Source organism: Stieleria neptunia (assembly GCF_007754155.1).
Lineage (GTDB): Bacteria > Planctomycetota > Planctomycetia > Pirellulales > Pirellulaceae > Stieleria > Stieleria neptunia.
In genome coordinates this window covers 10237658-10262277 of sequence record NZ_CP037423.1, presented here as the reverse complement: position 1 = coordinate 10262277, position 24620 = coordinate 10237658, and the positions used below count along the sequence as shown (strand labels likewise).

The following is a 24620-nucleotide window of genomic DNA, read 5'->3' as shown; positions in this document are numbered from 1 at the left end:
TCGCATTTTCTAATGATTCGCAACAAGCTCGTTCACCGCGCTCGCATCGACCACCCACTGTTGAGCGTCGTAAGCGGACGAGCAAAGAATCGGCTCTGCGATTTGCTTCGCGACATCAGTACGCAACTTACTGCCGAGAGAATTGATGGTTCAGTCGACGAAGTGCTGACCGACTATCGCGATACGTTCGATGAATTGCTGAATGAACTCGGCGCGGGACCGATCAGTCCAGATGTGTTGATCCAACGCATTAGTTTGGCTTGGCAATGTCGCTGCCGCGAGATTGTTGCCAAGCGACAGACACGGTTTCACCTGCCGAACGATACAAACGTGGAAATGTGCTACTGGCGAGCAACCTCGCATTCAGCAATTGGAACATAACTTGGCAGACCGGATGACGACCGCATCCGCGCCCGATCGACTGGCTGCCCTCTTTGTGCCCGAGACTCGTCACTCCCAACTCACCACGAGCCTACCCCAAGTCGAATCGTCAGTTGTTGGACCATCTGGCCATCGAGTTCCAATTGGTCAATATCAACTTCGCCACTGATGCGTTCTTTCACACGTGCGTGCGGGTCGGAATATTCGTCAACTGGATGGCGAAAAACCAAGGTTGCATCATCCGTGGCAACTCTTGCAAGTTCGTGAATCGCTGCATTGCGAAGTGGTGTGCGTTCGACGATGATCGCTTTAACCGACGAATCTGGAAGCGGGATATTCTCCACTCGTCCGTCGATTCGATTCGGGATTGTCTGTCCCTTGTCAGGGCCGAGCGTTTTCTCGGCACTCGGATTGAGGTTCATTGCCGTCGCGTAACGGCCTTCGCCGCCAACGTCCAGTAATGGAATCAATTTGAAACTCCTGTCGCGCTCTTCTATCAATGGTCTCATGCTCCCAACTCCCAGACTCCCCATCTACAAATACGGGCAATAAATATCCGCCGCCTGCCAAAACTTGTGCGGCAGCGGAATCAGGATCATCGCAAGGATGACGAACGTCGCGTAGCCAATCCATTGACGCCCGCTGCTGATCGGCGTGATGTCGTTCAATGGTGGCGTGCCGCGTCCGGCGATGAAAAAGATGAACAAGGCGAAGAACAACAGTCCGGGCCAGACGAAAATTGCAAGCAGAAAGAGCGACCACATCGCGACACTTCCGATTGTCTCGCCGACGCGCCGACCGAACATCGCTCTTGCCATGTGGCCGCCGTCGAGCTGCCCGATCGGCATCAAGTTTAGCGCCGTAATGAACAAACCCAACCATCCCGCAAACGCGAGCGGGCTGAGTTGTACGAGATAGCCGTCCTGCAACTGTTCGCCCAATGCGATCTTCGACAGCAGTGCGAACAGGATCGACGATCCGGCGGACGTTCCGTGGCCGAGCATTCCGCCGGCGACTTCGGTTTCCGGCGGTAGAACTTCCGAGCTTTGCAAACCGATCAGCAACGCCGGAATCGCGACAAGCAAACCGGCTAAGGGACCAGCCACGGCGACGTCGAACAGTGCTCGACGGTTTCGCGTTGGCGACTTCATTTTGATGAACGCACCGAATGTTCCCAACGCAAACGGAATCGGGATGGAGAACGGAGGCGTGACGTTCAGCCCGTGATGTTTCGCGGCGAAGTAATGGCCGAGTTCGTGAACGCCGAGGATCAGCAGTAAACCAATCGAGTACGGCAGGCCGACGGTGAACGCACTCGGTTGCTCCCACAGATTCACGCCCTGATGCAACGCTCCCGCGTAGGTCGTCGTCAAAAACGTCAACGCGAACAGTAACCAATGCAGCCAACGCCGTGTCGAACGCTCCAGCGTCGCTTCTTCGGTTGGTCGATTCAACAACACGATCGCCGTGCCGAGTTCGTCGTCCTGCTGGATCAACGGAACCGCGTTCTCGCCTAGTTCGCTTTCGAGTTTCTGTAATGCTTCGTCGGCTGGCATGTTCAACCGGCCACGAAACAATCCGACGCCCTGTTGCCGAGTCGCGACTCGGACATCCATCACCGACGCGATCGCCGGTGGTTGCTCGCCATCGGGAATCATCCGGACGCCATCATCGGCGACCGATTCCTCGTCGGTTTGACCCGCGGTTCGGCTGGCAACCGCCATACTGGCGATCATGTAAAAACACAGCAACAAAATGATCCACATCCAAATTAGGCTGTGCATGCCACCGCCGCTGGCCGTCAGCAGGAGCACCAGAGGGATTGCGAGGCAAAGAATCCAAAGGATGGATAGCCAGGGTGAATAGTTGGTCCGTGTGGTCATGGAGTTCTCCTGCGTCGCGTTTTGCGTTTTCTGTTATTCGTTGTGTTGATGTTCATGATCGGAATCATTGACGCGAGCCAGGAACCAACGTTCACCGGCGAAGATCACGATGAAGCCGACGATCGAAACCCAGATCACCAGCATGTCGCTGGTCGCCTTCATCCATGCGAACGCACCGAGGATGACAATGTCGAGCACGATCGCAGTGACAAGAATGGCGGTATTCGCTTTGACGTCTTCTTTCAAGTGCCGCAGCACGCCCCAATGAATGGCAAGGTCCATCACAATGTAAAAAATGGCTCCCAGAGATGCGATGCGGCCCAGGTCAAAGAAGATCGTCAGCGCGATGGCGATCACGATGGTGTAAACGAGCGTGTGTTTTTGCATGTCGCCTGGCATCCCAAAATGCTTGTGCGGCACCAGCTTCATTTCGCTCAGCATCGCCAGCATCCGCGAGACCGCGAACGTGCTGGCCAGCAATCCCGAGATCGTCGCGATGACGGCCAGCCCCACCGTGAAGTAGCGCCCCCACTGTCCAAACGCCGGTTCGGCAGCTTTCGACAACGCGTAATCTCGGTGTTCGATGATCTGCGAGACGCTCAGGTTGCCGGACACAGCCAACGCGACGAGCAGGTAGACGACCAAACAGATTGAAAGTGACCAAATGATCGAGCGCCCGATGTTCTTTTTCGGCTCCTTGATCTCCGAACCGCTGTTGGTAATCGTCGTGAAACCTTTGTAGGCCAATAGTGCCAGCGCCGTCGCGGAAAGAAAGTTGGTCGATGAAGTTCGCTCTGTAACCCCGACCGCCTCAAACGACAGTCCTGAAACGTACAGTCCGGCACCGGCGAAAATCAGGATTCCACCGATCTTGATCGCCGCCGTCACGAGCGAGAATTTGCCGATGAAGCTTGTGGACATGATGTTGATCAGAAACACGACGATCAATAGACCAACGCCCAATGCGGGAGTCCAAAACGTCGTGTCTTTGACGTTCATCAGTTGAAGTGTGTAGGTTCCGAACGTCCGCGCGACGAGACTTTCGTTGATGACCATCGAAAAGTACATCAACAGTGCCATGCCGGCCGTGACGGTGCCTTTGCCGTAAGCCTTCATCAGAAACATGCCGATGCCGCCAGCCGACGGATACTTTTGCGCCATCTTCACGTACGAATACGAGCTAAATCCGGCAACAATCGCAGCGGCAAGAAACGCGAGTGGGAACAGCCCACCGGCTTGCTCGGCCACTTGTCCGGTGAGCGCGAAGATTCCGGCACCGATCATGACCCCAGTGCCCATCGCAACTGAACCCGTCAGCGACAGACTGTTCTTCTCGTAGTGACCCGAAGTCTCTGACTCACTCATTGGCTACTTTCCCTATTGAGACATGCTAGACAGACAATAAATAACACTCAATTGGGCAGAGTCGCAAATATCGTGCCTGGGTAATGTCGCGATGGGAATCGTTTGCGCAATGCAACGGTGGCTGACGAGTTGAACGCATTGCAGCCAGGTTGATTGAATGGCGATCAAGACCCGAGTTCAGTGCTGCGCAGCGGCTTCGCGCAGCAGTTGTAGCAGCAAGCGATAAACGCCCCGAACAACCATCCCAGTACGAAGGTCTCAATCGTCCCGAGTATGGTTTCCCAAATCGGCATGTCCGATCGCATGATTGTCGTAACATCGACACCGTGCATGAGACTGTTGAAGAATTTGATGGCGGTTTCCTGTGGCACCGTCATCATTACGAAAACGCAACCGACGTACGCGATCGTGCAAGCGGCCGCCACCGCGAAACCGAATCGGGGGATACTTAGCCTATTCATGAATTTCCTCTTGATGGTGTATGTGGTCGCTCATGTGCCCACGCATCATCAGTAGATGACATCCGAACATCAGCACTATGAAGACAGTCAGGGTGATCCCTTCGCTAACGCCGAATAGCGGCAAGACAAAGATCAAGAGCATCGGCAATCCACAGCCAATCAACATGTGCAAAAAGTGTTTCATTTCGGCCACCGTTAACTGCGTTTGGCATTCCTTTTCAATCGTTAGATGCTTCTCGTCGCGTATTCTTCAGACGAAAGGACAAAAAAACCGCAGCGACAGAATCCGTGAAGATTCCGATCGCTGCGGCGTAGAAAGTGGAGGAGGCGGGAGACAACGAGTGGAGGAGTGATCGACCCCCAGCTCCCAGCTCCCTAACTCAGATCAGTGCTTGTGATCGCCGTGTCCGTGGGCGGCGTGATCGTGTCCTTCAAGCGTTCCCGCTTTGACAAGCTTTTGGGCTTTCGCCAAGGTTCCAGCCGGGTCGGCTTGCGCCTTCTTCGTGCAGCCTCCACAGCACAAGTAGACAGGCTTACCGTCGATCTCCAATTTCAGTGGTGCGCCCATCGAGCCGAGGAAGCTCGTGTTCGCGACGGCGCAATACTTTTGTGCTTCGACTGCCATGCGTTCTTCCATGGGCAACTTGGCAAGCGTCGCCGTTGAGTCACGCAACTTCATGACGGCCTTGACCGTCTTTGCTCCACCCTTCTTAGCGTCGTCTACGCATGCTTTGCAGCACAAGAAGACTGGCTTGCCTTCGATCATCACTTTCAGCGGCGTACCCATCGAGCCGAGGCGATCGTAGGTCATGATCGGACAGAAACGCTGGGCTTTCGCCAATTCTTGGTCTTCAGCCGAAAGCGTCGACAAAGCCGTTTCGATCTTTTTCTCGGCCTTCATCATGGCCTCGTGTTCGTGGCCCGCCGCCTTGGCGTGCCCCTCATGAGCGAGAACGGATGCGGTGCCGAGGCTGCTGACAACCAATCCGAGAGCCAGCGAAAACAAAAGGGGTGATCGTTTGATCGTCATTCGGAGAATCCTTCGATTCAGGGTGGGGAACCAATCTTTCGCGACCGGGCCGATAATCGGCACATCTGGACGATCACGAAGCAAAACGTTGTACGTTGCCCGGTTAGATGCTTGGCCTGACCGGATTCTTCACAGGAATTCCGAATCTTTTCTGAGACCGGAGCATCCGAAGCACTCGTCAATTTCCTGGAGGCCCACTAAGGGCAAATGCCAGCAAAGTGCGGCGGTCTGCCCCATTCCAATCTTCTGTGAAGGAATCGACGACTTGCTGCATCCAACCGGCCATGTTCACGTTTCCGAAACCTCACTAAGAGACTTTGGTAATAAAAATGTTCATGGCTGCGGCAGCATTGGCCGGAGTGATCGGTGTCCCCACACAGGCGAATGCCGATTGCGGATGCTCGGGTGGTGCTCAAACGCCAGTCGCCACAGGTGCTCCTGACACCTCGTACTACGCCGGGGGTGGTTATCCCACCGCATTGCCCACGACGATGCAGCTCAGCACGTCAGGAAACGCACCCTTTCAAACCCAGCCCGCTGCACCTCGCAGCAATCAGGTGCCTCCTATGCCCATGTCCAACGCAGCGTCGGCTCCCACAACCGGTTCAGTTCCGGTCGTGAATGACCCCCATGCTGGTCATCAGCATTGATTGACGGTCCCATCGTCAATCCAACGACGGATCGAACATGAGGGCATGAGCAATCCGCCCGTGGAGCAAACAAACACCACCTCGAAACACATTCCAGAATTGGATGGGGTTCGAGGTTTGGCGATTTTGCTCGTCACGCTCTATCGCTTTAGCCGCGACATTCCTGATTCCCGTGGCATGAACTGCGACACTTGTTCCCTCGGGCTGGTTGGTGGATCATCTACCGCTGTGCGCGTACTAGATGTTTGCGGATAGGGTAGCCGAGGGTTGCAATTGAGGCCGCGAGCTATCACGATTGAAATGGTCGAGTCGCACGTGCGGCTCCGCCGGACCCAACCGTATACCGACCAACTAACAAACCCACCCCATGGACAACCCGTCAACCTTCGGAATGTGGCTAGCGATCACGGGATTTGTCGTGTTCATCATTTCTGCTGTGATGATCGTCGCCGGACTCGTCCTGCATTATTTGTCCGCCAAATCGCGATCGAGCGGCGCAGCGATTGCGAGCAAGGGTGGTCTGGGAATGTTGGTCTTCCTGGCGCTAATGGTTGCGTTCACAGTTTCATTTCAGACACACAAACTTGGGCTCTCCCCGCTTGTTCAAGCACTTCTCGATATTCTCGCCGTTGCCGTTGGAGTATTGGCTGTATTCTTTTCGCCAGGTGGATGGATCTTTCGTAACGCAAACGTTGAGAAGCGAAACTCGACGGGAAGTCTTGATCCACACCGATAGACCGTTCCAGGCGATGAAACTGTTTTCCCTCTGCTCTGACTGTCTATACAGCACGAAAGCGGCAGGACATTTGAAAACCGCGTCCGCGTATCTGCGTCTCGAAGCCGCTCGTGCCGAAGCGACGTCTCGGGTTGCGATCGAGAACTCGGTTCGTGACTTGAAGCAGTTGGCGTCGGCGGTTGAACGTGGTGAAGTTCGTGCGTACAGCGAACTGCAAAGAGTCAGCGAACTGCAAAGAGTCAGCGAACTGCAAAGAGTTTTCGTCAAAGCTCACGTCGCACTTGCTTCTCACCACCGCGTCCAAAGTAGCTCTTGCTGTTGCCAGCTAGAGAAGAATGGGAATGAAGGCGGCGTAACCTGCGTTTGCCGGGAACTCAACGTGGCCATAATCCACCTTGAGCAGGCGACGATGTGGCGAAATGGCGAATCGGCTGAGTTGCTTCAGCCGACGTACGACGAGTCACGCTTTGCCGAGATGGAGTCAACGGGTTTCAGCAATTCAATGGCAACACACAAGAAGGACGCGAATCAAAACCGATTCTTGTGCAATATGAAACAACGCATCGGTAGCCTGCACCAAAAGCTCGAAGCGTTCACAGGACGCAAACTTCAGCTAGCGCGACCGAGCGAAATCGATGCGTTTGGCAGGATCGATTTGCGATAACGCGTTTCACTCGATTGCGCGTCGAAGCGACCGAAGCCAGTACGATTTTTAAATGCGTGCGTCTCATGATGAACGCCTTTCGGTGGGAAGCTGCGATTGATGTGGCACGGGATCGATTCACCAAATGAAGCTCAGCGGAATACCGTGATCGCGAGCGTCTATGGGGTTCGGTGCTCGGCAGCCCGGCATTCTTCAGTAAAACCGCACCGATTTCGCAAAAGTTTTATTCGTCGGTATGGTCATGCGTCTCTTCGGATGGGGAAACGTCTTCATGCGATCCGCCGTCGCTTGAGCCATGGCTGTCGCCGTGCGAGTGTTGGTGACCTTTTCCCCCAGAAGCCCCATCGGCACGCCACAACGCCACAGCAAACACCAGAACCACAACCATCAGAACGGTGGCGACCGTCAGGCGCCTCCGCCACAGGCTGCCGGCGCTCGTTGGTGCTGTGTCATGAGCAAGCGAAAACGATTCCGTGTGAATTCGGCGATGCGATACCCCGCGATCCCGCAACACTTCGATCACCTGCTTCGTCATCGCCTGCGGTCCGCACACATAAACGCCGGTCGTTGACTCAATCTCGCCGAGCAATCGCTCGATCTTCTCGGCATCTATATGACCACGCTCGCCGGACCACGATTTATCGGCATTGGACAACACGTGCGTCAAAGTTAAGGGCGGAGATTGAGTTGCCTGCATTTCAGCCAATTCGTTAGCAAACACGATGTCCGCTGCTGTTCTGTTGGCGTACAGAAACCGCACGTGTTTTCCACTTCCGGTATCCCGCATATGTCGCAGCATACTCATCAACGGCGTCACACCGATTCCGCCGGCAACGAACACGAATGCATCTTCATTGGCATGCCTCAGGTGTGAAAAATGCCCGAAAGCCCCTTGGACAATCACGGCGTCATCCGGCTCAATCGACTGGATCTTCCTCGTGAAATCACCAGAGGCCTTGATCGTTGATTCGACGTAACCTTGCGCGGTGGGACTGGACGCAATCGTGAAATGGTGTTCTTCTGGTGGAATGGCCCGGGAGTCGGGAAATGTCATGAACTGAAACTGGCCGGGCAGGTGATCGGCAGTCCAATTTTCAGCTCCCGCCAAGCGAAGTGTCCAGACGTCCGGCGTTTCTTGCCGCACCTCGACGACGCGCATCGGTTGGCTGGCAAGTTTCATGGGGCGAATCCAGCGATGCCAAACCAAAACGAAAATGGCCGCCCCGCCAAGTAAAATCCAGAGCGATCGCATCGGCCAGGTTTGCAGGTCGCCTCCGGCAAACCAGCTATGCACTAAAGTCAAGCCGATGATCGAAACGGCTAAAACATCGTGCGTCATTCGCCAGCGTTCATAACTCAGTTTCAATGCGGTCCGAAAAACGGAGACGACGATGTGAGCGATTAGCAGCAGCAGAGCGAGCTTGCCCGCCCAGATGTACCAGGGTTGGCTCCATCCATAGATCAAACTCCAATCGCCCTCTCCGGCGGCGAGCAACACCGGATGCAGCAACAGCAAGGCGATTGCGAGAAGTCCCATCGAGCGGTGAAAGAGCATCACCTCGCTGAGACTGAACACATTGCAAATCCATCGCAATCGGCCCGCCAGCACAAACTGCAATAACAGAATTCCGATGCCGACCAAACCACAATTCTTAGCAATCTCGCTCAGCAACGAGTGGTCGGTCTGCGGTACGGCAAGCACCGCCACCAAGACGGGCGAAACGATTGCAACAAAATACAGCGTTGCCAGCAGAACGGAAGCGAACGGTTGCCGAATTTCACCAGGGGAGTTCATGAGCTTCGATCAACCTGGTTCGCTTTGTTCATTTTCAGTAGTGCCCGCCGGCTCGGACAACGCAACGTGTCAGTGACTATGCCCATAGTGCCCGTCGGAGCCTCCGTAGCCACTGCCTGAAGAGGCGCAGCCGGAGGCCGAGACAGTTAAAGCGAAGGCGACCATCAAAAAGGCAGCGAAAAGTACGTTCTTCATCTCATTCATCCTTGATCGAGAATAGGTTTTCCAGAATGCCGACAAGCCCCGACGTTGGGGCTGCTTGCCGGCAACGAGATTTAGATGATCGGTGGCCCCGCATTCTTCGCGGGACTCAAAGACTTTTCGGTCATTCGTTGCGAGCGATCGCGAAGTATTTGGCTGGATCGGCCTTTACCTTCTTCACACAGCCGCGACAGCAAACGAAGAGTGTTTCACCGCCGACCGTCACGGGGACGGGATCGCCCATCGAACCCAGCGGTTCACCCATCACCGGGCAGAGCTTGTTATTGATGACCCCGCCACCGCTTGCAACCGCGGGCTGATGAGTCATCGTCTGCTGCTGAGCCACCACTTGGGGAGCCATCACGACACCGCCGGTGTCATGACAACTGGCCCCGCTAGCGGAAGAACCGCCGCAACCTCCGCCGGTTGCTCCAACAGAGGCGTAGCGATCGCGAGCGCATCCGGAGAGGACAAATACGAATGTGAATGCTAGCGATAAAGCCAGCGATGCGATTCCCTTCGACATGATTCCCTCGATTCCCTGAGAGGTTGATGGTTGTAGATCGTTCAGCTCGTTTGATGCTCGAGGCGAGCGGTTCCTTCACGGATTTCCTCCCCCGGTCGCAAAAAAAAGAATAATGGCTCACTGGTACCTTTTCAGCGTCCCTCGACAGTGTTCCGCGGTCGGGCTAGTTGCCTTCACTCTCTCGGTCCGGATGGCATACCATTTGGCGAGCGGATATGCGGTCAATCCGTGGCAGAAGACACTCAATGCAACTGTCGCCATCGCGATTGCAAAAATGTCTTGCCGGTTGGGAACGTCGAACTCCTTTAGCAGGACCAAGGCGAACACAATCGATGCGACGCCGCGAGGACCGAACCAGCCGATGAACCAACGCGTGTCCCCCCGCAATCGAGTACCGATAAGACTGATCGCCACGGGCAACATCCGTATCACTGTCAACGCCAGAATTGCGAAGAACATGCCGGTAAATGTGAGATTCGAGTAGGCCTGCGGCAATAGGACGGCACCAAAAAAGAGAAAGACGAGCAGAGTGAGCAATTGCCCTTCTGCGTCCGCAAACTCATGGATGGCGCGGCAAATCGGTTGCGAGACGTTGCCGACAGTCAGACCCGCACAGAAGGCCGCGATAAAGCCGTTCCCGCCAACTGACTCCGCCGCTCCATAGGCGACCAATGCTAGAGCGATGGTTGTCAGTTCGAGAAAAGAATGACTAAGGACCGCCGGAACAATTAGTGTCGGTTAATTGGCGAGAATCGATAGTTCCATCTCGGTATTTGTTCGTCAAAAACTGTACGCAGAGCTGCTTTCATTGTTGCGGTCGCGTTCTCACCCGTCTCGTACAACCCTCGCAAGACGTTGACCGTAGTGCGAAGGCCGGTCCGAGTCGATGTGTTCCGCATCAACTTGACAACTGTTTCCAACTTATCGAAAAGCATCCCGGAGCAAGCACGTCCAAGATGCGGAAAAAAACGGCGTTCAATCGGATTGTATTTTGAACAGTAGCTTGGATAGTGGGCTACCCGAATTTCGATGCCGATCGTGTCGACCAACTTTTGAAGGTAGTGCTTGAAGATGTATTTTGAAGCTGAGTTGCTACCGCCGCAATCGCACAATAGCAAAATGGAATTGGTATCCGGATAACAACGTTTCCCTATCCGGTTCCAGTACCATTTGAGGCTATCGGTCGCGAAGCGACTCGTCTCGTGAGAGAGTCCAATGTTGACGTGCCCAGCATTTCGTCCGATGTCGTAGATTCCGTGAGGAATCACAACGCCATCAGCCCAACTCGGAAAGTCGTGGTCGAACGCTTCAATGGGCTCTGTGGTGCGAATGCGACCGGCCCGGTAAAGACGGCCCAGGAATTCTTTGCTTTTTGTGTCGATCGAAAAGACCGGATTGCCGGCAGCCTGATAGCTCTCCACATGTCCTGCGATGAGATCAAACTGCTGCTCGCGATCCGCTGACAAGCCACCGGAAATAGTTTTGATCATTTTTCGAAAACCGATCTTCAAGCTATTCAGCCAAGCGGAGACCGTCTTGTCGCTCACAGGGGTGCCGGCCTCGGCCGCCTTCTCAGCCATTTCAGTGGAGGCCAGGTTTGTGTAAACCACGTCGGGCTCATCAGGATCGCCTCCAACACGAACGCTCAATAGTTCGTTCAGATTGTCTTCGAGGTCGGGATCGGTTTCGATCTTTTTTTTCGTCCAGCACCTGGCCGCCGTATCCTACCTTTCGCCGGATCATTGGAGAGTTGATCGAGCTCAGCGATACCTCGTTCGATGGTGCGAGTCGAGCAGCCCAGTAATTGACTGATGTACGGTACACCTCCTCGCCCGAGACGCTGTGCCTCGACAGCCGCGAACCGACGGCGATCCTTTTCGGACAAGGTTGAATAAAAATCGACTGCTCGCTTGGCAGCCAGATCGTCAAGCTGATTTTCGAATACAAACGCCATCCTTGGCACCCTCGCTGGTGGATTGAGACGCGGAAAGTCTACCCCATCCAGCGAAAACCCGCGACACTAATTGTTCCGGCGGTCCTAATCCACTTGTGAATGGCCGAACGTTCAATCAGTTTTCCGCCGATGTACCCGACGCAGATACCGACCAATGGTCCGATCCCGATTTGCATCGCGGCGAACTGAACCCAATAGGATGTCGTTTCCAAATGTTCAGCGACACGCGCACCACACAAGAAGATTAAAAACAACGGCAGGCATATCCCGTCGTTCAATCCACTTTCGACGCTAATCGCTTGACGAATTCGGGTCGGCGCCAGCTTGTTCGTCACGACAGCATGTGCCAAAGCTGCGTCGGTTGGAGCAACAATGGCGGCCAATACCGCTGCTTGCCAAAACCCAAACCCAGGAAACAACAACCAAGCAGCAATCGTTCCCATCAATATGCAAAGGGGAAGGCCAATCGTTAGCAGGCGAACAGGCAAATCGTGTTCACGGCAAAATAGCTTCAAGTCGATACGAGACGCATCCGTGAACAGCACGACAATCAGTGTCAATTCCGCCAGCAGATGGATTGCGTCATGTTCCAGCCGGAATTCGAGCATGCGATATCCGGCATTGCCAACGAGCAATCCGAATGAAACAAAGACAATCGGAGCCGTTATGACGCTCTGCCGCAATCGCGCTGACACGAGGCTGTAAAGAATGATCGCCAGCGAAACAGTCGTGACGGAGGTTGTATCCATGGATAATAGTTTCTCTCGCAAACAAACACATCACGATTCATTCCCCATCACGAACAAACACGCTAACTTAGCAATGTTGATCGACTACGCGACGATGCGAACGCCACCCCAGTCGGCAAGGTCTTCGACTAAAGTCGCCGTGGCCGAACTGATGAACATGTAATTCAACGGTACACCCACTCGCTTCCCCAGCACCTGGAGTAAGCTTGGGCTAAGTTTACCTCGTACCAGCAACAGGTCGATGTGAAGGTCGCGATACTCTTTGTCGATCTCTTCGCGAATCTGTGGCATGTCCTGCGGTATTTCAGATTCGACTTCATAAGCACGTGAGCATGTGTAGTTCATGGAAATTGGCAAGGCTTTTGCAGGTTTGTCACGATGGGCGCGGTTCGTTCTTTTGCTAGCTAATTGTCCGGTCGTCGGACGGGCCTGGCAAGGTCGGTGCCTCCCGACAATCACGGGAGACTTACCATGGCAAGACCTGCAACCGTTTTCGCGAAAATCACGAACCAGCAGCAACGTGACCGTCTGATTGAGCTTTGGAAACAGCATCCAAACCATTACACACGAATACGGGCACACGCGATTCTTCTGAGCGATGCTCAATACGAAATTGAGCAGATCGTCGATATTCTTAGTGTCAGTAGAGACAGCGTGCGAGCTTGGATCAAACACTTTGAACAAGACGGACCAGACGCCCTGCTGGACGAAAAGCGACCAGGCGGACCGAGGAAGCTCAATGAACAGGAAGAGCAAATCCTCAAAGATTTGTTGCGGCAATTTCCCTCCCGGCCTGCCACAGTCCTGTCGCGTTTGCGAACACGGACCGGCAAATCGATCAGCCGACATTCGCTGCGTCGTTACGCCCGACGATTCAATTTGAGCTGGAAGCGGTTTCGGCGCAGCCTGCGGAAAAAACGAGACGAAAAGGCTTTCCGGTTGGCTCAAGAGGAACTCGCCGAGTTGCTCAATGAACCTGAACTGGATGTCGTATACTTTGACGAAGCGGGATTTTCGCTTAAGGGCGTGGTGCCATACGGATGGCTTCCCATCGGCGAACGGACCGATGTGCCAGTCACCGGCGCCCATGGGGCGACGGTTCAGGCACTTGGCTTTGAGCATCAAGATGGAACCACCCATACCTATCTTCACAAAGGGTACGTCAACACGCAAACGGTCATTGAAATCATGGATGATTTTTGTGAGACGATTGACCAAACAACGGTGGTCATCCTCGACAATGCATCTTGCCACACCAGCGGAGCTTTTGAAGCATCGATCGAACGCTGGGCAGAGCGTGGGCTGCTGGTTTATCATCTTCCGCCGTATAGTCCCGAACTGAATTCGATCGAGCGACTATGGAGGCAACTAAAGTATCAACAAATGCCCGCCACGGCCTGGGAACGATTCAAAACCTTGTTACAAACGCTGACGACGAAGCTATGCGAAATCGGTGAGGTAACCTACATGCCATCACTTGAAAGTTATGCCGAATAACTCGTGCTGACGTGCTTAGCACCAAGCGACTTTCAGGATTCGCATCTGCTCATTCCGCCGAACGTAATCCGCTGCACGACGCATTTCATCGCGAGTCCCTTCGGAAGCAACAAAGATGATTGATCGACATTGGACGTTCTGAAGCAACGACGCAATCTGATGACCCGCTTTGAAACGTTTCAATGGTGGAAGGTCACAAAGCGTCTTCGCCACTTTGAGCGATTGGATGAGCAGTTTGTTACGAACGAACATCAATGCGACGATGCAAACTGCCGCCGCAAAGTAGAGCAAAAGCACACGAACATAATCGGGGTTTAGTACGACGTTGCCAACCAGTGCCGCCAGTACCCCGCCGAGCGCGATAACGACCGTCAGTCGCTTCGCCTGCGTGGCACGCTTAAGATCAGGACGCCTCGCTTTCAACAACAGATTGCCTAACGCAAACAAGGCCATCACAGAAAGGAACGAGAGTGTGTAAACGCCAGCAAGCATTTCGATCTTGCCAGATGTAATCAACAGAATTGAGCAGCAGAGTAGAAAGAACGAAATAATGATCCAATGGTTCGTGCCACGCCGACGATTCTGCAGCAAGAGGAATTGTGGCAGACACAGGTCCATGCTCATTCGCCGAACCAATCCCGTCACACCGACATAGCTTGTCAACACGGCACCCGAGAGCACGACCACGGCATCGAGACTGATCCAGCCGGCAACCAACCGCGGCAGAAAGGAGTTTGCCTCCAAGCTGCCAACGCTCATCACACCTCGTCGCCCCATTTCTGACAGAAGCGCCTCTTTGTATGTCGCGATTTCCGACATCGGTAACAACGCAAAGGCGAGCAGACTAATCACTGGATTGAAAAACGCTACTGCGATCCACATGTTACGCAGCGTCTTCGGAAATACGCCTGGCTTTTGCTCCTCGATGTAGTTCGCGGAACTTTCAAACCCGCTGATGCCGAGCATGGCTGCCGAGAACCCAAAGAATAACGCGATCATCATGCCGCCAGAGCGTGGCGTCGGCCATTGGTTCATGGGTGTGCGGAGGTTGTCAGCGAAGATTGTCGGGTCAGCGATGATCGCCATCACTCCAATCGCAACCAACCCGGCCAGCGTACACAAATGAAACACGAAAATGCCTAGTGCTACACTTGCCGAATCGGAAATGCCCATCACATTGAGAACCGCGAATCCGCCCAGCAAGACCACGGTGGCCCCAAGCACATTGAGATTCGGCAGAAATTCCGAGGCATAGTGCATCGCTTCGCTGCCACTGATGACAGCCGTTGCGATGTACGAAAGTAATGTCAAACAAGCCGCCAGTGCGGCTCGCGATTTTGTCGTCGTGTTAAGCAGCACATTGTACGTGCCACCATTCAGTGGCAGTGCACTGCCAACTTCGGCGTAGATACTACGAAAAAGAAACAGCACGCCGGCGACCAACAACAGTGCCAGAGGAGCCAGTGGTCCGGCGTACAACGCCGCCAACGCGGACACGTATAAACAGCTCGACGTGATGTCGTTGCCGCAAATCGCGGTCGCTTTCCAAACACCAAGACGCGTTGGACTCTTGCCGGTTTCCTTGGCGGTTTGATTTGGAAGGTCAAGGACCCTCTCGATCTTCCCCCAACCGGGAAACTCCCAGCAATCGCATTCGCCAGGCGGTTTGCCACAACACCCGCACGTGTCAGACGACATAGGCGTGATCCCTAGCTTCTGACAAAAAGCCAATGAGCGTTTTCTTCTTCGTTCCCTCAAGCGTGATGACGGGTGCGCACGAGATATTCTGCGTTCTCAGTGTCCGCACGACATCCCGCAAGCTCATTTCAGGTGTCAACGTCCGAACATGTCGATTCATGATCGACTCTGCAGTTGGGATTGGATGCTTTCTGTTCATGGTCTGCCTCAACGGATTAGATGCGCCGGCACCCGCAATTCTTCACACGTCCCTACGGCGAATCGACATTTAGTCGAAAAGTGAAGTTCTCAAAAGCTTCTGTTTCACAATTGAACCTACGACTCATTCGCTAACCATTTGTACGCATCGAAACGGTTGTAGCGATCCCCTGTCGAATACCCCTGGGATGTATCTTGGTCGGTCCGTTTGAACTAATGGAATACGGTAATCATTCCGATGGTTCGTCTTAAGGGACTAAATTCACTGGCGAAGGAATCGCGATGCATAAAAATCTATTAGCGCTGATCGGGATACTGACGGCGGGGACGAGTCTTGCTCAGCAGCCGATGAGCGACTACGCCATGCAGATCATGCCACCAGTCGTCCATGTCGCATCCGCCGACCAACCTGTTTCATTGCCGGAACTTGAGGCTTGGGCGCTTTCCAATAATCCCACGCTGGTTCAAGCAACCGCCCAAGTGCGCGCCGCCAGGGGTGCGGCGTATCAAGCGGGGCTCTACCTGAATCCCATTGTCGGGTACGAGCTACAGAACGATGCTATCGGAAACGCTCGCGACGAAACATGGAACGGTGGATTCGTTTCACAGGAATTCGTCACCGGAGGAAAACTGCGACTAAGTCGCGCGAAATGGTGCCAACGGGTGAAGATTGCCGAGACCAACATGGGTGCCCAACGGCAACGGGTGATCAACGACGTTCGGGCACAGTTTTACCGAACATTGGCAGCGCAAAGGTTGGTCGAAATTCATCGAGAGTTGGTGGCCAATGGAGAAGACAACCTGCAGACGCGTGAAGAAATGCTAAACCTCGGGCAAACCAATCAACCGGGACTGTTGCGTGCTCAGGTCGAACTTCAGCGTGATCGTTTGAATCTACAGCAAGCTGAAAACGAATTTTCACATGCGTGGCGGACTTTGACGTCATTGGCGGGTGTTCCAGACCAGGTGCAAACGGCAGTACAGGGCTCTCTGCTCCCTGGCGAAGAACCGCTCGACTGGGAATCGGCGTTTGCACAACTGCTGGCATCGAGTCCTGAAATGGAAGCGGCGTGGCAAAAAATCCAGCACGACAAGATTGCCATCCAGCGGGAGCAGGCCGAGCCGATTCCGAACGTTATCGCGAGCGTAAGAAGCATTCGTAGCTCCGTCGCCGATACGACGGAAACATCCTTTTCGCTTGGAATCCCGCTACCGGTTTTTGATCGAAATCAAGGAACCGTGCGGCAAGCACGAGCTGACTTGATGCAGGCCCACGCAGAAGCTCGACGCTTGGAACTCGAACTGCGTAACCGCCTGGCCACGCAATTCCGGACTTATCAAACCGCGTGGCAAAATGTCCAACAGTATGAGACGACCATGCTGCCTAAAGCGAAGCAGTCTTATGATCTGCTGCACGAGAGTTACAAGGCACGTCGAGCGGCTTGGCCCGACGTCCTGATGGCTCAACGCTTTTATCTTGGCTTACGTGTTGAACAAGTCAGCAACCTTGTGATGTATCGTGAAAGTGATGTTGCGATTCGAGGAATGCTGCTCACTGGCGGATTGGCGATTCCACCAAGTCCAATCAGCGGCGGCCATATTGACGCTGTGCCAAAGCCGCGGTAACTGCCGCCCCCGGTCGGCAACTACGGTCGGCAACTACGGTCGGCAACTACGGTCGGCAACTACGGTCGGCAACTTCCATACACTGAATCAACAAAATACGCGAAGGGATTAGCGATGAGAAAGAATGAAGAACGCCGGAACTTTCTCGCACAAGGCGCCGCTGCGACCGCCGGCCTTTTTGCCGCCGGAGCCGTCTCTGGCCAAGAGCCAACCGCTCCCAGTCAGATGAAGATGAATCACGCCGATCACGAAAGCGGTGGTGGGTTCCCGCGCATGAAGGCTGGACTGGGTGGACCCATCGGCAGCCCGACCGATCGTGGAAAACTTGTCCCTGGATACCGCGATCCGAACCTGCCAGCGGTTGAAGTGATTGCACCCGACTTGCAAAAGATGAGCGGAAAGATGGTCCGTGGAGCACGCGAATTCCATCTTCGGGCAACGCCGGCGCGACGCGAGTTGCTACCCGGAATTTGGATGGATGCCTATGGCTACAACGATCTCTTTCCCGGTCCGGTCCTGGAGATGACGCAGGGCGAACGCGTGCGGATCGTATTTCGCAACGACTTACCGGAAGAGACGACGCTGCATCCTCACGGACTCGAATTACCAGTCAGCATGGACGGCATCCCGGCGGTGACTCAGGACTACGTCAAGCCCGGTGAAACATTCGTGTATGAATTTGACGTGCACCAAGAAGGTAGCTACTTCCTGCACCCGCACGTCGCGATGCAAGAAGCCGTTGGTATGGTCGTGCCATTCATTATCCACCCGAAGGTCGCGCACACACCTGCTGTTGACCGCGACTTCGTCCTGGTCGCACAGCAATTCTCGATCCTGCCCAACGCAACGGTCCCCAACTCCAACGCAATGGACTGGAACTTTCTGACGCTCAACGGTCGTAGCGGACCCTACACCACTCCACTCGTCTGCAAATTGGGCGAACGGGTTCGCATCCGATTCATTAATTTCAGCACATTGCACCAGCATCCGATGCATTTGCATGGTCACACGTTTTGGATCACCGGGACCGAAGGTGGACGAATTCCCGATTCAGCATGGATTCCCAGCAACAATGTCGTCGTGGGTGTGGCACAGTCCCGCGATGTCGAGTTTATCGCCAACAATCCTGGTGACTGGGTGCTTCATTGTCACATGTTCCATCACATGATGAACCACATGACTTCCCAGGTAGGCCCGATCATTCGGCAAAAGGAAAATGATCCTGGCTTCCAAGTGCCCGGCTATCCACAAATCATGAAAGGCATGTCCAGTATGAAGATGGAGGGCATGGACGGGATGAAGATGGATGGCATGAAAACGATGCCAGAGGGCGACAATGAGTACGCCATGAAAATGACCATGGAGGACATGAAAAAGATCACGTCTCGCCGAGAAACGCATGGGATGCGAGACGGCTGGTACAAAGGCGTCAAAGGTCTTTTCTCGGTGCTGCGCGTATTGCCGCCGGAACTGTACGACAAATTGATGAACACTGGCGAACCGATTCCTCCGAACACCAGTACACCCTGGGATCCGCACGGGAAGAACATGCCGATGCACGAAATGCATCAGTCGTGACGCCACTTTCAATGCTCAACAGAACCGTCGCTTGCGGAGGCGTTTGCCTTACTGCCAATTGACAACTGTTTCTGGGAGCAAAATTGCCCTCAGCTCAGACGCAAGCTCGGCCGAAGGTTTGTGTGAATAGCCGGCGTCAATCCACAACTCTTCGTCAGCGAAGGCCCAGAGAAACAGCGTACTAAAGGCTTCTCCGTTTTGGTCCCAGTACGCGGTGGAACCGAACCACTGGTGGTTATCGGGGATGTCTGGATGCCAGAGCCTGATAATCGACTTGCGCATTTCCGGAGTCAGGTAAAAGAAGTCCACAGCATGCCCCAGTTCTAGAATCACAGTGCGCTCCGCCTGCAGGCCGTCGATGGAATTGCTGATCCCAATTTGGCCGCCGGTGGATGCCCATCCCAGCGACTCTTCATCCGTTGGCTCCCAAAAGATGTCAATGGAGCGGAGTCCCGCCCGTTGGAGTCCCGGTCTTAGACGGTCGAACGGGAACGTGCAGCGTGACAGAGCCGTTCTGACTGTGGCCTGTTGGGTCGCTGAACCGGATAGCGAAAAGATTCCATCCACAGGTGGCCCGATCGGATTTGAGATCGGCTGTCCAATGGGTCGCCCGGTGGGCGGTGAAATCGGCTGCCCGATAATCGGTGGTCCAAATGGCGGTAGGGTCGGTTGCCCGATTGGCCTTGCACAGCCGCTGCAAAGAAACATCATGTTTATAACAAACACATAGATCGTCTTTGGGATGTTTCCGCCTATGTCCACGCTTGCCTCCCTTTTTATCCCAGTTTCGCATTGACGAGCGAGTCGGCACCGAAACGCAATCTTAGGCGAACGTACGTGGGCCAACGAATGGTCTCGCAAGAGTACCAACACTTCAAAACCAAGGCGATGCCGATGTCGAGTTTGTGCTGAATACGCGGGAGTCTGGGAGACACGGAGTTTTAGCTCTCCCAGACTCCCCATCTCCTGGTCTCCCACTCCCTCAATGATGCTTGTACCAACCGGCCCGCTTGATATCGTTCCAGCTCGTCGTTTGGTGACACTGGTGACATTGCTCGACTCGGGCGTGAGGCTTACCCGCGACCTTTGCCGAGATCATCTTGAAGTGCATCATGTAGTGGCTCGGCGGTGCTTGATGGCATTGGTTGCAGTCGGTCGAACTGGTTGAGGGGTGCTTGTATTCGGGAATCGTCCAACGATCGGTTGCGTGGCACTGCGCACAATCGTTTCCGAACAACCCCTGGTGTTGGTCGTCGTTGGAATGACAAGACTTGCAATCAAGCACTGATTCTTGCAATGTGATCCGCTCATGAGGTGCGTTGGCAAATTTGAGTTTGTCGGCCAGACCGATTCGGGCCGCTTGCTCCTCACTGCCAGGCTCGGCATCCTCCAACGCTTTGAGGCCGATGGATGTCAGCAACGAGTGATCCATCTCGGATAGATTGGCGTCGAGTCCGCGATGCTCTTGATGACACTCCTTGCACGTCCCCACGCTGGCGTGGAATGCAGTCGGTTGCCGTTGCAAGATGGATTCGTTGTTGGCATGACACATGATGCACTTAACCGTATCCACACCCATGACCGGCGTATGGCAGGCTTGGCAGTTGTCGCCCAAGTTCGCGTGAGCCGCCGAAAGCGTCCCTGGGTTGACGGAATGATGCAGGACCTTTGAAACCGATTCGGTAGCGGCCGTTGGGATCAGCCCCATCGCGTAGGTCACTGAAATCACAGTCGTGATGACAACGAAGATGATTAGATTGCGTTTCATGAAAACCGTTTACTATTCAAACCACCGCAAGCCGAAGTAGACCGCGTAGTACACGTGAACGAACATGAGCCCATACAGAGCGAAGGAAATCACAATGTGAAACTTCAGCCACTTCCCGAACCATTTTTTGAAATCCTCGTGAGTTGCGATCGCGTACTCGACATCCGCGATCGACTCGGCAAGTCGAACCAAAGTCAGTGCGTCACGAGTTGCCCTGCGAGACTCTTGCTGCGGTTCGGATAGAAAGAAGCTCGCTGATAAACGGGTAAAGAAACCCGCAAACGGACGAAGGCTGCGAGTGGTCACAGGGTCCGAGCTCAATTCGACCACGCTCTGATCGTATGCGGTTTCCAAATCGGACAACATCGCCTTCTTCGCCTTGATCTCTTTGGCGAATCCCGACATCAAATATCGCCCGATGAATCCGCTGACAACGACCAGCAAGGTCATGGCGGTCAACGCAATTCCGAGCGGACTGTCGTACTTGTGACCGCTATGGACGATCACCAAAATCGGCCCCAGAACGCCCGCGTAGATGTGCCAAGCCAACAGCGTTCGCATGGAGACATGCTTGGTAACCGCTTGCTTCAGCTTCTTGTTGCGTTTGATGATCAAGTAGGCCAAGGGAACAAGCATTAGCACCGCACCGGTAACGCCAAAGACGCCGCCCCAAAAACTTCCGGCAAAGCGATGCGAGTGATGCAGTGGAAATCCTAGCCATGCCAAAAGCATCAGCATAACAAGAGCCGTGACGACTATCTTTTCGCGTTCTTTCATCCCTATGCGTCCACGCTCACATCCTGATTCGATTTCGCCTGACACGCCAAGATCATCCCGGCTTGCTTGTCCTCCGGTTCCAATCCATCGTCGACTTCCATCGAAACGTCCCCTGAGAGCAGCTTCACGCGACATTCGCCGCAAGTGCCGACGCGACACGAGTAGTCAATGTCGACACCAATTCGCTCAGACGCTTCGAGAATCGTTTCTTCTTTCCCCATTGCAGTGGACTTATTCGACGTGGCAAAAGTCACCTTGGCCCCCGTCGCTACCAGCTGGCGAGCTTTCGGCTTCTCGACGACTTTTGCTTTCGGCTTTTGAGCCGAACCGAAATTCTCGGAGTGGATGTTCTCTGCAGAGACGCCCAAATCAGACAGCATTGCCTTGGTCGCTTCCATCATCGCAGGCGCACCACAAATGTGGATGCGTTTCGACGCGATTTTCGGAACCCATTCGGCTAGCCTTTCTTTGGTCAGCCGACCGCTTGTGTACCCGTTAGCGTCTTTTTCAATCCGACTCATTGCCACATGGACATGCAAATTGTCGAACTCGTCGTGGAGTCGTTTGAGTTCGGATTCAAAGATGAAGTGCTCAGGATCACGACAAGCTGCGATGAAATGAATTTCACCCGGCCAAGCCATGTCAGTTAGCGCGCGTGTGATGCTCATCATCGGCGTGATCCCGACGCCTCCGGAGATCAACACAATCTGGTCTGATTCTTTTCCAGAGAATATGAATCGCCCACTGGGTGCTTTGACCTCCAGCGTATCGCCAACGTTCACGTGATCGTGAAGATATCGCGAGCCAGCACCATTGTCTTCACGTTTCACCGTAACTTCGCAGTAGTATCCCTGCGTGGGTGAAGACGAAATCGTATAGCTGCGTTTGATCGGTTTTTCGGCAACGGGCAGGGTGAACGTTAGGAACTGACCGGGCAAGTAACTGAAGGGAATGCCGCCACCGTGACAGGCTACCAGACGAAAGGTTTTGACGTCATCGGTTTCCTGAATGATCTTGGCGACGCGCAAGCGGCAGAGTTTTTTCTTGGCCACCGGAAGCAAGCCACCGGTGTTGATTTCCTCAGCGGCTGTTTCGGTTTCGCAGCCATCGTCCGTATCGCAGCAGTCGCTTGAGGGAGATGGGGAGGTGGGAGACGGGGAGTCTGGGAGCGGGGGAGATTGGGAGCTGGATACTGTTGCTTTCTCCCTGACTCCCTGACTCCCAGGCTCCTCCACTTCTTCACTCCCAACTCCACCACCAGCCACAGCGAGCTTGTCGAGCAACGTGGCGGCGCGGCGCATTTTGAAGAAGTACATCCAGATCATTGCGGCGGCAAAGAGCACTAAGATTGCCATTACGATGGAATGAAAGGGAGTCATCCCCCACAGCATGGCATTGGAAGATGCCACCGGAGCTGCGTCGCTCAGATTCATCTCGCTCTTGAACCACTGCAGGGCAACGTTTCGCGGAGCTTTGCCCTCGCGGAGTGCTCGATGCGCAGCCAAACCACTCTCGAAGTCACCAAGTCCCTCGCGAATTTTGTCCGTCGCTGCTTGCATCGCGGCAAAATCATCGCTTCCGGCGGACGTCGATAGTTGGTCAAAGCCTTCACTGAGCACTCGCGTGCCCGCAATCATCCGCTGGTGAGCCTCCTGTTCAAGTTCGCCGCGACGCTCCATCGGCAAATCGGGCAACTCCATCAGCGAAGGATAGAGGTCTTTGGGTTTGGGCGCACCCATCTTTTCCATCATGCCGCCCATGCCGCCACCACCCATCATGCCACCGCCTTTGCCTCCTCCCATCATTCCGCCTCCACCACCCATCATGTCTGGCCCGGCACCTTCGGGCGGCCCGCCTTTCCCCATGCCGCCCATTCCTTTCGGACCTTTCCCCATCCCCGAATCGGCTCCGTCAGCGGCGGCTTCTTCCGGATGGTGGCTGGCATGCTCTTCGGGGGAAATCTGTGCGCTCGCTGTCAGGGGCGTCAGAGCTATCAATCCGAGTACGAATGCTGGGACAAGGCTCAATTTCATTCCTGTTTCCCTCGAATAGTCAGTGCATGCGGTCTGTATTGCAACGGGGCAGCTAAGATCGTCAGACGGCCATATGCCGTTGGATGCTCCGAACTCCACGTATCTTCACGATTCGCGGGAGTTTTCGCGGCTTGTCAGCAAAATCCGACGTGGCCATGAAACCAAAAGCATTCCAGTAAAGGAAAATCATCTGCCCTGAATGAAGAACAGCGTGGCATGGAGCATCGAAAGGGTTGGAGACGCGAACACGTTGTTGGCGTCAACCGTTTGCTCACGCTTTACTCAAGGAGAGCCGTGATGAAGACTCCAAACCGTGCATTGCTCGTCGTTTTTGCACTCCTGTTTACGCTTTCGATCGCCACGGCGGACCAGCCTGATTCGTACTGGCCGGGGAAGTCGGATGACAATGGTTTCCCGGTGGATCGGCCCGCCAATTACCGACCACGATCGAGGACGATTGTTAGGCAGCCACCCACGTATTATGTGCCAACACCACGCTACACCTTCCTGCCTCGACAGGTTCAGCGAAACAGCATGGCGGTTGGTGTGCCCTCGATTGCGTCGCCCTATATCGCGGCAAACTATCGAGCCTCGAATTGCAGTCGGTGAACTTTCTGCTCTACCGCGTGACGCAAATTCACGATTTGCATGCAAGTCCATCTCCACGCCTATCTGGTGTGGAGGGGAACCGTTTGCAATTTTCAAGATGGTCGTGAAGGATTCGTTTTCTCGTGCATCTGATCAAGCGTCCTATTGGATGATTTTGCTTGCCCGTTACTTCACTTCACGGCCAGGCCGTGGCACTGCAGATATTCGGTGATGGAAAAAGAACACAAAGTTTCCTGTTACTGCGAAGAAACCTTTCACGACCTGCATCTAAACGTGTGAACTGGTCGTAGAGAGGATGGTGAACCTACGGGGATCACGGTTGATCCATGAACACAATGCCCTTCACGCTCATGAAATTTGCAGCATTGGTTGCCGCTGTCGTGTTTTCCGTTCAACCGGTTCAGCGATCGACGTGCCGATGCCAGCATTGCCCTCAACGTG

The 24620-nt window shown here is 54.4% G+C and carries 24 protein-coding genes; 7 read left to right on the top strand and 17 right to left on the bottom strand.

All coding sequences use genetic code 11. The annotated features are described in order from the left end of the window. Positions 1–12 precede the first annotated feature (12 nt). Positions 13–381 carry a hypothetical protein gene (locus tag Enr13x_RS35365; RefSeq protein ID WP_145391646.1) on the top strand — a complete coding sequence of 123 codons (369 nt, stop codon included), beginning with the start codon at positions 13–15 and terminating at the stop codon, positions 379–381. Between the two features lie 80 nt (positions 382–461). Here the strand turns inward: Enr13x_RS35365 and Enr13x_RS35360 are convergent, their stop codons facing one another. The 4 genes from Enr13x_RS35360 to Enr13x_RS39980 all read right to left on the bottom strand — a co-directional run bounded on the left by Enr13x_RS35360 (position 462) and on the right by Enr13x_RS39980 (position 4009). Beyond that, positions 462–890, bottom strand: a complete 429-nt coding sequence (locus Enr13x_RS35360) for a class I SAM-dependent methyltransferase (protein WP_145391645.1) — start codon at positions 888–890, stop codon at positions 462–464. A gap of 24 nt (positions 891–914) precedes the next feature. Further along, positions 915–2264, bottom strand: coding sequence for a site-2 protease family protein (locus Enr13x_RS35355; RefSeq protein ID WP_145391644.1), 1350 nt, complete (start codon positions 2262–2264; stop codon positions 915–917). Between the two features lie 33 nt (positions 2265–2297). Beyond that, positions 2298–3629, bottom strand: a complete 1332-nt coding sequence (locus Enr13x_RS35350; RefSeq protein ID WP_145391643.1) for an APC family permease — start codon at positions 3627–3629, stop codon at positions 2298–2300. 164 nt (positions 3630–3793) lie between these two features. Further along, the gene (locus Enr13x_RS39980) at positions 3794–4009 is read right to left on the bottom strand and encodes a DUF5676 family membrane protein (RefSeq protein WP_390621123.1); all 216 of its coding nucleotides are present in this window, start codon (positions 4007–4009) and stop codon (positions 3794–3796) included. On the opposite strand from Enr13x_RS39980, the gene Enr13x_RS38670 reads away from it, so the two are divergent. Further along, on the top strand, positions 3960–4145 hold the full coding sequence (locus tag Enr13x_RS38670; protein ID WP_197455605.1) for a hypothetical protein: 186 nt from the start codon (positions 3960–3962) through the stop codon (positions 4143–4145). The two genes, Enr13x_RS39980 and Enr13x_RS38670, sit on opposite strands and share 50 nt — an antisense overlap. A gap of 330 nt (positions 4146–4475) precedes the next feature. On the opposite strand, the gene Enr13x_RS35340 is transcribed toward Enr13x_RS38670, so the two are convergent. Beyond that, a complete protein-coding gene (locus tag Enr13x_RS35340; RefSeq protein ID WP_231743974.1) occupies positions 4476–5120 on the bottom strand; it encodes a hypothetical protein in 645 nt (214 codons plus the stop codon). Between the two features lie 1017 nt (positions 5121–6137). Between Enr13x_RS35340 and Enr13x_RS35335 the strand changes: the two genes are divergently transcribed. Next, positions 6138–6506: a hypothetical protein gene (locus Enr13x_RS35335; protein ID WP_145391641.1), complete on the top strand. Its 369-nt coding sequence runs from the start codon at positions 6138–6140 to the stop codon at positions 6504–6506. 157 nt (positions 6507–6663) lie between these two features. Next, on the top strand, positions 6664–7170 hold the full coding sequence (locus Enr13x_RS35330) for a hypothetical protein (RefSeq protein WP_231743973.1): 507 nt from the start codon (positions 6664–6666) through the stop codon (positions 7168–7170). A 223-nt stretch (positions 7171–7393) separates the two neighbouring features. Here Enr13x_RS35330 and Enr13x_RS35325 read toward each other — a convergent pair whose 3' ends face one another. The 6 genes from Enr13x_RS35325 to Enr13x_RS35295 form a co-directional block, all read right to left on the bottom strand. After that, positions 7394–8878, bottom strand: coding sequence for a ferredoxin reductase family protein (locus Enr13x_RS35325; protein ID WP_197455603.1), 1485 nt, complete (start codon positions 8876–8878; stop codon positions 7394–7396). Between the two features lie 412 nt (positions 8879–9290). After that, a complete protein-coding gene (locus Enr13x_RS35320) occupies positions 9291–9692 on the bottom strand; it encodes a hypothetical protein (protein WP_145391639.1) in 402 nt (133 codons plus the stop codon). Between the two features lie 117 nt (positions 9693–9809). Next, positions 9810–10376, bottom strand: a complete 567-nt coding sequence (locus Enr13x_RS35315) for a cation:proton antiporter domain-containing protein (RefSeq protein WP_261344218.1) — start codon at positions 10374–10376, stop codon at positions 9810–9812. Between the two features lie 44 nt (positions 10377–10420). Further along, positions 10421–11341 carry an ISAzo13 family transposase gene (locus tag Enr13x_RS35310; RefSeq protein WP_231743739.1) on the bottom strand — a complete coding sequence of 307 codons (921 nt, stop codon included), beginning with the start codon at positions 11339–11341 and terminating at the stop codon, positions 10421–10423. Between the two features lie 343 nt (positions 11342–11684). Beyond that, complete coding sequence (locus tag Enr13x_RS35300) at positions 11685–12395, bottom strand: cation:proton antiporter domain-containing protein (protein ID WP_145391637.1); 711 nt, start codon at positions 12393–12395, stop codon at positions 11685–11687. Positions 12396–12479: 84 nt separating this feature from the next. Continuing rightward, a complete protein-coding gene (locus Enr13x_RS35295; RefSeq protein ID WP_231743972.1) occupies positions 12480–12686 on the bottom strand; it encodes a hypothetical protein in 207 nt (68 codons plus the stop codon). 180 nt (positions 12687–12866) lie between these two features. Between Enr13x_RS35295 and Enr13x_RS35290 the strand changes: the two genes are divergently transcribed. Beyond that, a complete protein-coding gene (locus Enr13x_RS35290; RefSeq protein WP_145385672.1) occupies positions 12867–13892 on the top strand; it encodes an IS630 family transposase in 1026 nt (341 codons plus the stop codon). A 15-nt stretch (positions 13893–13907) separates the two neighbouring features. On the opposite strand, the gene Enr13x_RS35285 is transcribed toward Enr13x_RS35290, so the two are convergent. Further along, positions 13908–15590: an APC family permease gene (locus tag Enr13x_RS35285; RefSeq protein ID WP_145392866.1), complete on the bottom strand. Its 1683-nt coding sequence runs from the start codon at positions 15588–15590 to the stop codon at positions 13908–13910. Beyond that, on the bottom strand, positions 15580–15750 hold the full coding sequence (locus Enr13x_RS39975) for a CBS domain-containing protein (RefSeq protein WP_197455600.1): 171 nt from the start codon (positions 15748–15750) through the stop codon (positions 15580–15582). The genes Enr13x_RS35285 and Enr13x_RS39975 overlap by 11 nt, the downstream gene beginning before the upstream one ends. 320 nt (positions 15751–16070) lie before the next feature. On the opposite strand from Enr13x_RS39975, the gene Enr13x_RS35275 reads away from it, so the two are divergent. Continuing rightward, complete coding sequence (locus tag Enr13x_RS35275) at positions 16071–17414, top strand: TolC family protein (RefSeq protein ID WP_145391634.1); 1344 nt, start codon at positions 16071–16073, stop codon at positions 17412–17414. A gap of 474 nt (positions 17415–17888) precedes the next feature. Continuing rightward, positions 17889–18992, top strand: a complete 1104-nt coding sequence (locus Enr13x_RS35270; protein ID WP_231743971.1) for a multicopper oxidase family protein — start codon at positions 17889–17891, stop codon at positions 18990–18992. A gap of 48 nt (positions 18993–19040) precedes the next feature. On the opposite strand, the gene Enr13x_RS35265 is transcribed toward Enr13x_RS35270, so the two are convergent. The 4 genes from Enr13x_RS35265 to Enr13x_RS35250 form a co-directional block, all read right to left on the bottom strand. After that, positions 19041–19754 carry a hypothetical protein gene (locus tag Enr13x_RS35265; RefSeq protein WP_145391632.1) on the bottom strand — a complete coding sequence of 238 codons (714 nt, stop codon included), beginning with the start codon at positions 19752–19754 and terminating at the stop codon, positions 19041–19043. 220 nt (positions 19755–19974) lie between these two features. Further along, entirely contained in the window at positions 19975–20760 is a 786-nt protein-coding gene (locus Enr13x_RS35260; RefSeq protein ID WP_145391631.1) for a multiheme c-type cytochrome, read from the bottom strand. A 12-nt stretch (positions 20761–20772) separates the two neighbouring features. Then, complete coding sequence (locus Enr13x_RS35255) at positions 20773–21396, bottom strand: hypothetical protein (protein WP_231743970.1); 624 nt, start codon at positions 21394–21396, stop codon at positions 20773–20775. A 143-nt stretch (positions 21397–21539) separates the two neighbouring features. After that, positions 21540–23570, bottom strand: coding sequence for a 2Fe-2S iron-sulfur cluster-binding protein (locus Enr13x_RS35250; protein ID WP_145391629.1), 2031 nt, complete (start codon positions 23568–23570; stop codon positions 21540–21542). Between the last annotated feature and the right edge of the window lie 1050 nt (positions 23571–24620).